Raw genomic sequence first — 13594 nt, forward strand, 5'->3', positions numbered from 1 at the left:
GTGGGGTCTCATGTAAGTAAAAATATCCGACACAGACAATCGGAAAAGCCACGGTATAGTAACCCGATCACGCCAAGGAGCCGTTTATGCGCCAGAAACCCACTGTCCTCGCCCGCGAAATAGTCGCCAGTAGCCGTTTGTTCCGCGTGGAGGAAGTGCAATTGCGCTTTTCCAATGGCGTTGAGCGCACCTACGAGCGTCTTGTCGGGCGCGGTACGGGCTACGGCGCTGTGATGATTGTGGCGATGATCGATGAAGACCATGCAGTGCTGGTGGAAGAATACTGCGGCGGCACTGACGAATATGAATTGTCGTTGCCCAAAGGCCTGATCGAGCCCGGCGAAGACGTGCTTGCAGCGGCAGACCGCGAACTCAAGGAAGAGGCCGGCTATGGCGCACGGCAGTTGGAGCACATCACCGAGCTGTCATTGTCGCCCGGCTATATGAGCCAGAAGATCCAGGTGGTGTTGGCTACCGATCTCTACGAAGAGCGCCTTGAAGGTGATGAGCCCGAACCGATGCGGGTAGACCGGGTCAACCTGCGTGAGCTGTCGGCGTTGGCGCAAAACGAGCAATTCAGCGAAGGTCGCGCCCTGGCGGCGCTGTATCTGGTGAGAGACCTGTTGACCCAGCGTGGAGCGTTCACCGCATGAGCGAACTGTTTTTAGGCCACCCGTTTATCGCCCCGGTCATTGAACTGGCTCGGCAGGCGGGTGAAGCCATCCTGCCGTACTGGCGTGCCGAGGTAGCCGTGACGTCCAAGGCGGATGATTCTCCCGTGACGGCTGCTGACCTGGCTGCCCACCATCTGATTCTCGCTGGCCTCACCGCGCTGGACCCAAGCATTCCAGTGCTGTCTGAAGAGGACGCCGATATCGATCAGAGCGTGCGTGCCGGCTGGCAGCGTTGGTGGTTGGTGGACCCTCTGGATGGCACCAAGGAATTCATTTCTGGCAGTGAAGAGTTCACCGTCAATATTGCATTGATCGAACAGGGCCGCGTGGTGTTCGGCGTGGTGTCGATACCGACCACTGGCCGTTGCTACTTCGGCGGCGCGGGCCTGGGGGCTTGGCGGTCGGACGTCAATGCAGCGCCCAAGCAGATTCAAGTACGCCAGGCTCCGGCCTCGGGTGAGGCCTTTACGGTGGTGGCCAGCCGTCGTCATACCAGCCCTGAGCAGGAGCGCCTGCTGAATGGCCTCAGTGAAGGCTTGGGCGAGTTGAAACTGGCGAACATCGGCAGCTCCTTGAAGTTTTGCTTATTAGCCGAGGGCAGTGCCGATTGTTATCCGCGCCTGGCGCCGACCTCGCAGTGGGATACCGCAGCGGCCCAGGGTGTATTGGAAGGAGCTGGGGGTGAAGTATTGGAGTTGAATGGCAAGCCGTTCAGCTACCCGGCGCGGGAGTCGTTGCTGAACCCGTTCTTTTTGGCATTGCCAGCCAAGGCCGCCTGGCGTGATCGGCTGCTGACCCTGGCCAGATCTTAAGGCCTGCAGAGCAAAATGTGGGAGCGGGCTTTCCCGCGATGGCGGAGTGTCAGTCATACAGCTATTGGCTGATCCACCGCTATCGCAGGCAAGCCCGCTCCCACAGTTGTTTTGTGTCATGGCTGCTAGCGATGCAGGACGTATTGGCCGGTGAAGACGACGGCACGCTCTGCACTGCCTTCATTCACAATCCACGTCTCCAGCGCCAACCGCGCCCGCCCATAGCGCTGATAGGTCGCCACAAAGCGCTTCCAAATCTTTTCATCCGGCGCCGCGCAAATGGCTGTCGCGTCCTGGGTCACCGGCAGCGGGTAGCTGATCTGCCCTTCCTGAATCACGATGTGCCCGTCTTCAATCCCGGCTTCACGCAGCTTCAGGTGCAGCCAACCCCAACCCGCCAGCACGGCGCCGCAGTAGAGGCTGCCGCCAAACATGGTGCTCTTGTGGTTGATATTGGCTTGCAAGGGCAGGTGCAGTTGCAGCTGGTCTTGTTGCCAGTCGAGCACCCTGAGGCCCATTTCCCGGGTGAGTGGGATGTCATGGTGAAGGATGGATTCCAGGTAACGGCTATCGCGGCTCATGGCGGCCTCTTCGTAGGTGGACGATGTCATTCGTCATCGGCGCTCTGGCTGGCACTGTCGGCGAAGTTCAGGCCGTGTTTGCGCAGTTTGTCGTGCAAGGTTTTGCGCGGCACGCCCAGGGCTTCGGCGAGGCTGCGCACGGAGCTGTGGGGGCGGGTCAGTTCGGCGGCGATCAGGCTTTTTTCGAACTGTTCGACTTGCTCGCTCAGGCCTCCGGGCGTGGAGGTCAGCACGCCGGCGGCGGGATGGTCCTGGGCGTTATCCAGGGCCAACTCCAGGCCGAGGGCGAAACGCTCCGCGGCGTTTTGCAGTTCCCGCACATTGCCCGGCCAGCTGTGGCGCAGCAACAGCGCGCGCTGGCCCGGTTGCAGTTCGTGTAAGGGCAGGCCGTGGCGGCTGCTGGCCTCGTCGGCGAAGTGCTGGAACAGCATCAGCGCATCTTCACCCCGTTCCCGTAGCGGGGGAATGCGCAGCGGCGCCACATTGAGGCGGTAATACAAGTCGGCACGGAAACGGCCCTGATCGGCGGCCAGGCGCAGGTCTTCCTTGGTGGCGGCGATAATGCGGATATCCAGCGGGATCAGCTGATTGCCACCCAGGCGCTCCACGACGCGCTCCTGTAAAAGGCGCAGCAACTTGACCTGTACATCCAGGCTCATGCTTTCGATTTCATCGAGGAACAGCGTGCCGCCATTAGCGAACTCGAACTTGCCGATACGGCGCTTTTGCGCGCCGGTAAACGCGCCCGGTTCATGGCCGAATAGTTCGCTTTCCACGACCGATTCCGCCAGTGCTCCGGCGTTAATCGCCACAAACGGGCCGCTGCGTCGGCTTGAGAGGTCGTGCAGGGCGCGGGCGACGACCTCCTTGCCAGCGCCGGTTTCGCCGAGGATCAGCACATCGGCCTTGGTCGCGGCCAGTGCACCGATTTGCTCGCGCAGGCGCAACATCTGTGGCGAGTGCCCTACCAGGCGCGTACTGAGTTGCTGGCGGTCGCTGAGAGCCAGGCGCAGGCTGCGGTTGTCCAGTACCAGCCGGCGCAGGGCCAGGGCGCGGCGCACGCTGTCGAGCAGCGCGTCGCTGGCGAAGGGTTTTTCCAGGAAGTCATAGGCGCCGGCACGCATGGCCTGCACCGCCAGCGGTACGTCGCCGTGGCCGGTGATCAGCAGCACCGGCAGGTCGGGGTCCTGGCCGTGCAGTTCGGCCAACAATTCCAGGCCGTCCATGCCGGGCATGCGGATGTCGCTGACCACCACGCCCGGCCAGTCTCGGGACAGACGTGCGGTGAGCCCGTTGGCTTCTCCCAGGGGCAGGACGTTCAGGCCGGCCAAGTCTAAGGTCTGGCACAGGGCCTGACGCAGGTGTGGATCGTCGTCGATCAATACCACCTGAATCGAGTTGTCGATACTCATACACTGCGGTCCTCGGACGGTTGCAGACTGACGCCCGGCGAGCCGGCACGTAATTTCAAGGTTAACAGCGCGCCGCCTTCCTTGTGGTTGGCGAACAACAGTTCGCCGCCAAAGGCGCGCATCAGCGTGTCGCAGATCGCCAGGCCCAGGCCCAGGCCCTGGGTGCGCGTCTTGGTGGTGTAGAACGGCTCGCTGGCGCGGCCCAGGGCTTCCATGCAAAAGCCCGGGCCGTTGTCGCGAATATACAAGTTGACGCCATGGGGCGTGGTTTCGGCACTCAGCCAGAGTTTGCGTGGCGGGCCTTTTTCGGTGAGGGCGTCCAAGGCATTGGCCAGCAGGTTACCCAGCACCTGGCGCAGGCGGGTTTCACCAGCCTGCACCCACAGGGTTGCCTCTGGCAGGTCGCGGATCAACTCCACCTCCATCGAACGCCGACGCTTGGCCAGCAATGCCAGGGCGTCGTCCAGCGCCGGTTGCAAAGCCACGCTCTCCGGCGCATGCCGGTCGCGACGGGCAAAGGCACGCAGGTGGGCGATAATCGAAGCCATGCGCCCGGTCAATTCGCTGATCAGCTTGAGGTTGCCACGGGCATCGTTGGTGCGCTCATGGTCGAGCAGGATCTCGGCGTTTTCGGCATAGCTGCGAATCGCCGCCAGTGGCTGATTCAGTTCATGGCTGATACTCGCCGACATGGTGCCCAGCGCCGACAGTTTACCGGCCTGGACCAAGTCGTCCTGAGCGCGCACCAGTTCTTGCTGGGCGTGTTCGCGCTCCAGCACTTCCTGCTTCAGGCGCCGGTTCAGGCCCTCCAGGTCACTGGTACGCTCGGCCACGCGCATTTCCAACTCGCGGCGGGCCTTGGCTTCGAAGGCGATGCGTTCCAGGTAGTGCCGGCGGCGCTGCATCAGCAACCCCAGCAACAGCATCAGCACCAACAACGTGGCGCCGCCCACGGCAACGACCGTGCGCACCGGGCGGTTGATCAGCGAGCGCGGCGCGAGGATTTCCACGTTCCAGCCGGTCTCTGCGATGGCTGTGGATTGGCGCAGCCAAGCGCTGCTGCTGAGGCTCAGTGGCTGCGGGTCGCGGGTGGGGTAGGGCTGGATAGCAATGATGGCCTGGCGTTCTTCGGCGGTCAGTGGCCGCGTGGCGCGGAATCGCCATTGCGGGCGCGAAGTGAGGATCACCACGCCGTTGTGGTCGGTGACCAACAGTTGTTCGGGGGTATTGCCCCACAGGCTTTCGGTATGGTCCAGGTCGACCTTCACCACCAGCACCCCGATGATAGTATCGCCGTCACGTACCGCTGCTGCGAAGAAGTAGCCGCGCTTGGCCGAGGTGGTGCCCAGGCCGAAGAACCGGCCGAGGCGCCCGGCCATGGCTTCGCTGAAATACGGACGGAAGGAAAAGTTGCGCCCGACAAAGCTGTCTTGTTTGTCCCAGTTGGACGCGGCGAGGGTCTTGCCGGTGGTGTCCATCAGATACATCACCTCTACCCCGGCCTGGGCGGCGACATCCTTGAGCAACTGGTTGGCGCTGACCAGGTGGGTGCTGACATGAGGAGCGTCCAATGCAGTACGCAGGGCCGGTAAGTCACCGAGGATCTGCGGCAGTATTTCGTAGCGGTGCAGGGTGCCCAGCAAGTTGGCGACGTAGAGGTCGAGGGTCTGGCGATTTTGCCCGGCCAGTTCGCTGCGGTAATAGCGCTCGGCCAAATGCTCCAGCGGCCACAACAGCGGTGCCAGGCACAGAGCCAGCAGGGCTAGGCTGCGCCAGCGGGGTCTTCGCGCAAGGGGTGGGGTCATGGAAGTCGCGCCTGTGAGTACAGGCGCATTATGCCTAGTGCTGCTGTGCAAGACACTCGTGCAATGCGTCTTGCCATTGTGGCTGGCTGACGTGCCATTGCTGTTGCAGGCGCGTGCAGTCCAGGCGCGAGTTCAGCGGGCGCTTGGCGGGGGTCGGGTAGGCGCTGGAAGGAATCGGTTCCAGCTCGGCGCAGGCCTTGCCTTCGGCGCGCAGTTGCTCGCCAATCGCCGCGGCAAAACCGAACCACGAGGTTTCACCCTGGGCAGTGAGGTGGTAAACACCCCAATCCCCTGCCTTACCGGCCTGCCACTGCTCGATCAGCACGCGGGTGCTGTTGGCGATAGTCCCGGCCCAGGTCGGCGCACCGATCTGGTCGGCAACGATGCGCATCTGCGCTTTTTCCTGCAGCAGGCGTTGCATGGTCAGCAGGAAATTCTTGCCATGGCCCGAATAGACCCAGCTGGTACGCAAGATCAGGTACTGGCCGCCAACAGCCGCAATCGCCTGCTCACCCGCCAGCTTGCTCTGGCCGTAGACACCCAATGGGTTCGGCGTGTCGCTTTCGGTGTACGGGGCAGGTTTGGTGCCGTCGAACACGTAGTCGGTCGAGTAGTGAATCAGCGGGATGCCCAGGGCCTTGGCTTCTTCGGCGAGGATGCCGGGGGCGATGGCATTGATGGCGAACGCAGCGTCCGGTTCGCTCTCGGCCGGATCGACGGCGGTGTGGGCCGCCGCGTTGATGATCAGGCCGGGGCGATGGGCGCGCACTTGTTGGCGGATAAGGTCTGCGTTTGCCAGATCAAGCTGGTCGCGGCCCAGGACGATGAGTTCGCCCAAGCCCTGGAGCCGCTGTTGCAGCTCCTGGGAGACTTGGCCGTGTTGGCCGGTGATGAGGATTTTCATGGGAACAGGTCAGCTTCCATCAGCAGTTTGCCGACCTGATCCTTGGCGGAGAGTTGCGGCGGTTCGGCCAGCTCCCAGTCGATTGCCAGCGTCGGGTCATTCCAGAGAATGCTGCGCTCGGCGCTTGGCTGGTAGTAGTCGGTGGTTTTGTACAGGAACTCTGCGTACTCACTCAACACCACGAAACCATGGGCGAAGCCTTCCGGCACCCAGAGTTGGCGATGGTTCTGTGCCGACAAACGGACACCCACCCACTGGCCAAAGTTGGGTGAGCTGCGACGGATGTCGACCGCCACATCCAACACTTCACCGTAGGTGACACGCACCAGCTTGCCTTGAGTGTGTTCAAGCTGATAGTGCAAACCTCGCAGCACGCCTTTTTGCGAGCGTGAGTGATTATCCTGCACGAAATTACGCTTGAGCCCGGTGGCCGTTTCAAAGGCGCGCGCATTGAAACTTTCGTAGAAGAAACCGCGTTCGTCGCCGAATACCTTTGGCTCGAGGATCAGTACGCCAGGTAGTGTGGTTTCAACTACATTCACTGGGTCTCTCCGGCAAGCGAGTAGAGGTATTGGCCATAGCCGGTCTTGCCAAAGTACTTGGCACGTTCCAGCAGATAGTCACGATCGATCCAGCCGTTTTCGTAGGCGATTTCTTCCAGGCAGGCCACTTTCAAGCCCTGGCGGTGCTCGATGGTCTGAACGTAGGTCGAGGCTTCCAACAGGCTGTCATGGGTGCCGGTGTCGAGCCAGGCAAAACCACGACCGAAGCGTTCAACGTGCAGATCGCCACGCTGGAGGTAGGCATTGTTGACGTCGGTGATCTCCAACTCGCCGCGTGGCGACGGCTTGACCGCCTTGGCGATCTTGATCACGTCGTTGTCGTAGAAGTACAGGCCGGTCACGGCGTAGTGGGACTTAGGCTTAGCCGGTTTTTCTTCGATGGACAGGGCGCGGCCTTCACTATCGAAGTCAATTACACCGAAACGCTCAGGGTCTTTGACCCAGTAACCGAACACGGTAGCGCCTGAGGGGCGTTCCGCCGCAGTGCGCAGCTGCTCGCCGAAATGCTGGCCGTGGAAGATATTGTCCCCCAGGATCAAGCACACAGGGTCATCGCCAATGAACTCTTCGCCGATGATAAACGCCTGGGCCAAGCCATCCGGCGAAGGCTGCTCCGCGTAGGTGAAGCGCACGCCGAATTGGCTGCCATCGCCCAGCAGGTTCTGGTATTGCGGCAAGTCCACTGGTGTGGAGATCACCAGGATGTCCTTAATCCCCGCCAGCATCAGTACCGAGATCGGGTAGTAGATCATCGGCTTGTCATATACCGGCAACAACTGTTTGGACACGCCCAGGGTAATGGGGTGCAAACGGGTGCCGGAACCGCCGGCCAATACAATTCCCTTCATCATGCGATCAAATCCTTCACGTCAGTATTGCCCAGTCGTTCACCTTGATAACTGCCGTCCTGGACCCTGCGGCACCATTCCAGGTTATCGAGGTACCACTGCACGGTTTTGCGCAGGCCGGTCTCGAAGGTTTCTTCCGGGACCCAGCCCAGTTCGCGTTCGATTTTGCTGGCGTCAATGGCATAGCGTTGGTCGTGGCCTGGGCGATCCTTGACGAAGGTGATCAGGTCAGTGAATTTCTCCACGCCGGCTGGGCGTTGCGGCGCCAGTTCTTCCAGCAGGGCGCAGATGCCGCGTACCACGTCGATGTTCTTCTGTTCGTTGTGGCCGCCAATATTGTAGGTTTCGCCCACAACCCCAGTGGTGACCACTGTGAGCAGCGCACGGGCGTGATCCTCGACGAACAGCCAGTCACGCACCTGCAGACCATCGCCATACACCGGCAGTGGCTTGCCCGCCAGGGCATTGAGAATCACCAGCGGGATCAATTTTTCGGGGAAGTGGAACGGCCCGTAATTGTTCGAGCAGTTGGTCAACAGCACCGGCAGGCCATAGGTGCGCTGCCAGGCGCGTACCAGGTGGTCGGACGCCGCCTTGCTCGCGGAATAAGGCGAGCTGGGGGCGTAAGGCGTGGTTTCGGTGAAGAGGTCGTCCACGCCATGCAGGTCGCCATACACCTCATCAGTGGAGATGTGGTGGAAACGGAACGCGCTTTTTGCCGGCTCTGCCAGCTTCTGCCAATAGGCGCGCGTGGCTTCCAGCAGGCTGTAGGTGCCCACGATATTGGTCTGGATAAAATCCGACGGACCGTCAATGGAGCGGTCCACATGGGACTCGGCCGCCAAGTGCATGATCGCATCGGGTTCGAAGCGTGCGAGCACGGCGCTGACGGTGGCCTGGTCGATGATATCGGCCTGGACAAACTCATAGCGGCTGTTGGACGCGATGCTGGTCAGCGACTCGAGGTTGCCGGCGTAAGTCAGCTTGTCCAGGTTGAGCACTTCATGCTCAGTGTGTTGAATCAAGTGCCGGATCAGGGCCGAGCCAATAAATCCGGCACCGCCGGTGATGAGAATGCGCATGTCGAGGGCCTTTTCCTTAGACGGACACTGGGCGAAAGTAGCATAGCTTGAGTTGTGAATCGGGCTGGCGCAAGCACCGTGAGCAGAAGGGGTTGATTAACGCCACAGAACAATGGCGATATAGACGCCTGAAAAAACAAAGGTCGTCACAATGTCGTTAGCCACGTTGACCCACCGTGCCAGCTTGCCTTGCCCACAAGTAACCCACGAGCAAGCAGCACACCTGCTCGAGCGACATTATGGAATGACGGGCAAATTACGCTCATTGGGCAGTCAACAAGACCTCAACTATAGAGTTGACAGCACTCGGGGCCGCTTTGTTCTGAAGATCTGCCGAGGTGACTACGCCGCGCTTGAACTCCAGGCCCAGCATGCGGCCCTCAACAGCCTGGGCACGCATCCCGGCCTGCGCGTGCCCAAGGTCATCCCGACCGTGGAGGGCGAGGATCTACTGACGGTCAACGTCGATGACCAAACCCTGCACCTGCGGCTATTGGACTACATCGACGGCCAGCCCCTGACGCATTTACCCCACCTGAGCCGCACCGTGATCGAAGGCTTTGGTGAGCTGTGCGGGCAGATGAGCCTCGCGCTGGCAGATTTCGAGCACCCTGGCCTTGCGCGCATCCTGCAATGGGACCCGCGCCACGCGCAGGCATTGATCGCCCACCTGCTGGCAACCTTGCCCGACCTGCCGCAGCGTGCTGCTTTGGAGCAGGTGGCCAGGCAGGTCGAGGCGCATGTCCAGCCGTTGGCGGCACACCTGCCGTGGCAAGCGGTGCACATGGATATCACCGATGACAATGTGGTGTGGCAGCGTGATGTCCAGCGGCACTGGCGTATACAAGGCGTGATCGATTTTGGCGATCTGGTGCGTACCTGGCGAGTTGCCGACCTGTCGGTGACCTGCGCGGCGCTGTTGCACCATGCCGACGGTGATCCGTTTGCCCTCTTGCCGGCGATCCAGGCCTGCCACGCGGTCACGCCGTTGCAGCGCGAAGAGTTGGAGGTGTTGTGGCCGTTGATCGTCGCCCGCGCGGCAGTGTTGGTGCTCAGCAGTGAGCAGCAGCAAGGCCTGGACCCGGATAACGTTTATCTAAAGAAAAACGCCGAACACGAGTGGGAAATCTTCCATATCGCCACGTCGGTGCCCTTTGAACTCATGCAAGCGGCGATTCTGCGCAGCGTCGGTGAAACATTACCGCCCGTCGCCAACCAAGACTTCGCGCCTTTATTGCCAGGCTTGGTGGGGCGCGAGTTCGCGCTGATCGACCTGGGCGTACTCAGCCCGCATTTCGAGGCTGGCAATTGGGAGACTCCCGGCATCGATCGGCGCTTGCTGGATCAAGCGGCGACGGTGCATGGGCTGGCGGCCAGTCGTTATGGGCAATACCGCTTGTCGCGCACCCGCCCCGACAGTGCCCTAGAGCCCGAGACATTACCCCTGCATGTCGAACTGCACCTGCCTCACGGCACGGTGCTGGAAGCACCCTTTGCGGGAACGCTGCGCGAAGGTGCCGACGGCTTGCTGTGCTTGCACGACAGTGAGCTGAGCCTGCGCCTGTGGGGCGTGCGAACATCACTCAAGCCCGGCGCAACGCTGGTCAAAGGGCAGGTGCTGGGCGAGGTGCAGGCGCCGTTGACTGTGCAGTTATGCCGCGCCGACCTTGAGCCGCCGCTGTTCTGCACACCTTCCCGGGCGTTGGCGTGGCAGGCGTTGTGCCCGTCACCCTCGGCGCTGTTGGGCCTGGCCTGTGATGCTGAGCCGGAACTGGACCCGCAGGCCCTGCTGGCCCGGCGGGATGCCAGCTTTGCCCGCTCCCAGAAGCACTACTACGCCGACCCGCCGCGTATCGAGCGCGGCTGGCGCAACCACCTGATTGATATGCAGGGCCGATCCTACCTCGACATGCTCAACAACGTGGCCGTGCTGGGCCATGGCCACCCGCGCATGGCTGAAGTGGCGGCACGGCAATGGTCGTTGCTCAACACCAACTCGCGCTTTCACTATGCGGCAATTGCCGAGTTCTCCGAGCGCCTGCTGGCGTTGGCGCCACAGGGCATGGACCGGGTGTTCCTGGTCAACAGCGGCACGGAGGCCAATGACCTGGCGATTCGTTTGGCCTGGGCCTACAGCGGCGGGCGCGACATGCTCAGCGTGCTGGAGGCCTACCACGGCTGGTCGGTGGCGGCGGATGCCGTGTCCACCTCGATTGCCGATAACCCCCAGGCCTTGAGCAGCCGCCCGGATTGGGTACACCCGGTGACCGCGCCCAATACTTACCGCGGTGAATTCCGTGGGCCGGACAGCGCGCCGGACTATGTACGAAGTGTTGAGCATAACCTCGCGAAAATCGCCGCGAGCCAGCGTCAATTGGCCGGGTTTATCTGTGAACCGGTGTACGGCAACGCCGGTGGCATCTCCCTGCCAGCGGGTTACCTGCAACAGGTGTATGGCTTGGTGCGTGCCCAGGGGGGCGTGTGCATCGCCGATGAAGTGCAGGTGGGTTACGGCCGCATGGGGCATTTCTTCTGGGGGTTTGAACAGCAGGGTGTGGTGCCTGACATCATTACCATGGCCAAGGGCATGGGCAACGGCCAGCCGTTGGGCGCAGTGATTACCCGCCGAGAGATTGCCGAGGCGCTGGAGGCCGAGGGTTACTTCTTCTCGTCATCGGGAGGCAGCCCGGTCAGTTGCCGGATCGGCATGGCAGTGCTGGACGTGATGGAAGAGGAAAAGCTGTGGGAAAACGCCCAAGTGGTAGGCGGGCATTTCAAGGCACGACTGGAGGAATTGATTGATCGCCATCCACTCGTCGGTGCCGTGCACGGTTCGGGCTTCTATCTGGGCCTTGAACTGGTGCGTGATCGCCACACCCTGGAACCTGCGACGGCAGAAACCGCCTTGTTGTGTGATCGCCTGCGGGAGCTGGGGATTTTCATGCAACCTACCGGGGATTATCTGAATATCCTCAAAATCAAGCCGCCAATGGTGACGTCCAGGCGCAGCGTGGACTTCTTTGTGGACATGCTGTCCAAAGTGCTGGATGAACAACTGTGATTTATCGATTGTTATCGGCTATTTTTTGCAGACCCGAGCACCTATCATGTTTTTAGTCTGTTAAAGCCGATTTTTATCCATTATAAAGTTGCCCTTCACCCCATTCGGAGCCCTGATCGCCATGACCACCTTGCACAGCACACCTCGCGCCGATGGCTTTCATATGCCTGCCGAATGGGCGCCCCAGACCCAGACCTGGATGATCTGGCCCGAGCGCCCAGACAACTGGCGCCTGGGCGGTAAGCCAGCGCAGGCGGCCCATGTGGCGGTGGCCAAGGCTATCGCACGTTTTGAGCCGGTGACCGTCGCGGTCTCCGCCAGCCAGTACGAAAACGCCCGTGCCCGCCTGGACGTACCCAATATCCGCCTGGTGGAAATGTCCAATGACGACGCGTGGGTTCGCGACACCGGCCCGACTTTCGTGATCAACGGCAGTGGTGAAGTACGGGGTGTGAACTGGGACTTCAACGCCTGGGGTGGTTTTGACGGCGGCCTGTATTCCCCGTGGAGCCGCGATTCCCAAGTGGGAGGCAAGATCCTCGAGATGGAGCGCGCACCGCGTTACCGCACTGAAGGCTTCGTGCTTGAAGGCGGTTCGATTCATGTCGACGGCGAAGGCACCCTGATCACCACCGAAGAATGCCTGTTGAACCGCAACCGCAACCCACACCTTGATCGTGCGGCTATTGAGGCGGTGCTCAGCGATAACCTGGCTGTGGATAAGATCATCTGGTTGCCGGATGGCCTGTTCAACGACGAAACCGACGGCCATGTGGATAACTTCTGCTGCTACGTGCGCCCGGGCGAAGTGTTGCTGGCCTGGACCGATGACCCGCAAGACCCGAACTACCCACGCTGCCACGCTGCCATGGACGTGCTGCAAAGCAGCACCGATGCCCAGGGCCGCTCGTTCATCGTGCATAAAATGCCGATCCCGGGTCCGCTGTATGCCACTGAGGAGGAATGCGCCGGGGTAGACCTGGTTGAGGGCAGCCAGGAGCGTAATCCGACCGTGCGGTTGGCCGGTTCCTATGTCAACTTCCTGATCGTCAACGGCGGCATCATCGCGCCGAGCTTCGATGACCCGTTGGACGACCAGGCCAAGCAGATCCTGCAGAACCTTTTCCCACAGCATGAAGTGGTGATGGTGCCGGGCCGCGAACTGTTACTGGGTGGGGGCAATATCCATTGCCTGACCCAACAGCAGCCAGCTCCGCAGCGAAAGTGAGTGCAGTTGTAACAGCGCCTTGATGGCGCACGAGCACCGCGCGTTTGCAGTGTTCCCCGCAAGCCCGCGACCCAGCTCGGTCGCGGGCTTTTTCATGCCTGTATCTGGGTGAACACGGCACATTGGCATAGCTCTTGTATCGCTGTGGTTACAGTGGCCCAAGGGGGATGACCGCGTAGTTCTGTCACAAACCTTGAGTAAGTTAGCCGCTCACGCAGCAGGAGAGAGCGCTGAAATGAATGCCGATGTCCACCTGATGAACACGCGTACGTTCCACCCTTTGCGGGTCGACGGTGACGCCATCCATGCGTTGGCCCTTTGGTTGAAGGCGAACGGCTCGCGACAGGCCAGACAAGCGTCTGACTTGCGCAGTGTGATGAGTGAGCGCTACCCGTTGGGGTTGTTCACGGAGGATGAAGTGCAGGCGTTGTGCGAGGTAATGAGCAACTAAAGAACACCTGAAACCAACTGTGGAAGCTGGCTTGCCTGCGATGGCGGTGGCTCAGTTGAAGATTGGGTGACTGGCACACCGCTTTCGCGGGCAAGCCCGCTCCCACAGGGATCTGCGCCAGGCGCTGATGTTGTGGGCACTACCTAACCAGTGTGGGAGCTGGCTTGCCTGCG

12 protein-coding genes are annotated in these 13594 nt (G+C 61.3%); 5 read left to right on the plus strand and 7 right to left on the minus strand.

Annotated elements, in window-relative coordinates; all coding sequences use genetic code 11:
- Positions 1-86: 86 nt before the first annotated feature.
- Complete coding sequence (nudE, locus tag BT199_RS13990; protein WP_014716485.1) at positions 87-653, plus strand: ADP compounds hydrolase NudE; 567 nt, start codon at positions 87-89, stop codon at positions 651-653.
- The gene (gene cysQ / locus BT199_RS13995; RefSeq protein ID WP_072434725.1) at positions 650-1486 is read left to right on the plus strand and encodes a 3'(2'),5'-bisphosphate nucleotidase CysQ; all 837 of its coding nucleotides are present in this window, start codon (positions 650-652) and stop codon (positions 1484-1486) included. Before nudE ends, cysQ begins: the two co-directional genes overlap by 4 nt.
- A gap of 125 nt (positions 1487-1611) precedes the next feature.
- Here cysQ and BT199_RS14000 read toward each other — a convergent pair whose 3' ends face one another.
- From BT199_RS14000 to rfbB, 7 genes are read right to left on the minus strand one after another with little or no spacing between them, the layout of a single operon-like run.
- A complete protein-coding gene (locus BT199_RS14000) occupies positions 1612-2067 on the minus strand; it encodes a thioesterase domain-containing protein (protein ID WP_072434952.1) in 456 nt (151 codons plus the stop codon).
- A gap of 26 nt (positions 2068-2093) precedes the next feature.
- The gene (locus BT199_RS14005; RefSeq protein ID WP_072434727.1) at positions 2094-3479 is read right to left on the minus strand and encodes a sigma-54-dependent transcriptional regulator; all 1386 of its coding nucleotides are present in this window, start codon (positions 3477-3479) and stop codon (positions 2094-2096) included.
- On the minus strand, positions 3476-5284 hold the full coding sequence (locus BT199_RS14010; RefSeq protein WP_032901796.1) for a sensor histidine kinase: 1809 nt from the start codon (positions 5282-5284) through the stop codon (positions 3476-3478). Before BT199_RS14010 ends, BT199_RS14005 begins: the two co-directional genes overlap by 4 nt.
- Positions 5285-5318: 34 nt before the next feature.
- Entirely contained in the window at positions 5319-6188 is an 870-nt protein-coding gene (gene rfbD / locus BT199_RS14015) for a dTDP-4-dehydrorhamnose reductase (protein WP_072434729.1), read from the minus strand.
- The gene (gene rfbC, locus BT199_RS14020; RefSeq protein WP_054922633.1) at positions 6185-6730 is read right to left on the minus strand and encodes a dTDP-4-dehydrorhamnose 3,5-epimerase; all 546 of its coding nucleotides are present in this window, start codon (positions 6728-6730) and stop codon (positions 6185-6187) included. Before rfbC ends, rfbD begins: the two co-directional genes overlap by 4 nt.
- A complete protein-coding gene (gene rfbA / locus BT199_RS14025) occupies positions 6727-7602 on the minus strand; it encodes a glucose-1-phosphate thymidylyltransferase RfbA (RefSeq protein ID WP_072434731.1) in 876 nt (291 codons plus the stop codon). Before rfbA ends, rfbC begins: the two co-directional genes overlap by 4 nt.
- Complete coding sequence (rfbB, locus tag BT199_RS14030) at positions 7599-8681, minus strand: dTDP-glucose 4,6-dehydratase (RefSeq protein WP_014716493.1); 1083 nt, start codon at positions 8679-8681, stop codon at positions 7599-7601. The genes rfbA and rfbB overlap by 4 nt, the downstream gene beginning before the upstream one ends.
- A 151-nt stretch (positions 8682-8832) precedes the next feature.
- Between rfbB and BT199_RS14035 the strand changes: the two genes are divergently transcribed.
- The 3 genes from BT199_RS14035 (at position 8833) to BT199_RS14045 (ending at position 13421) form a co-directional block, all read left to right on the plus strand.
- On the plus strand, positions 8833-11742 hold the full coding sequence (locus tag BT199_RS14035; protein WP_072434733.1) for an aminotransferase: 2910 nt from the start codon (positions 8833-8835) through the stop codon (positions 11740-11742).
- 121 nt (positions 11743-11863) lie between these two features.
- On the plus strand, positions 11864-12970 hold the full coding sequence (aguA, locus tag BT199_RS14040; protein WP_072434736.1) for an agmatine deiminase: 1107 nt from the start codon (positions 11864-11866) through the stop codon (positions 12968-12970).
- Positions 12971-13205: 235 nt separating this feature from the next.
- Positions 13206-13421: a hypothetical protein gene (locus tag BT199_RS14045; protein ID WP_014716496.1), complete on the plus strand. Its 216-nt coding sequence runs from the start codon at positions 13206-13208 to the stop codon at positions 13419-13421.
- Positions 13422-13594 lie beyond the last annotated feature (173 nt).

This window comes from Pseudomonas sp. NFR02 (assembly GCF_900119375.1).
Taxonomy (GTDB): Bacteria; Pseudomonadota; Gammaproteobacteria; order Pseudomonadales; family Pseudomonadaceae; genus Aquipseudomonas; species Aquipseudomonas paracarnis.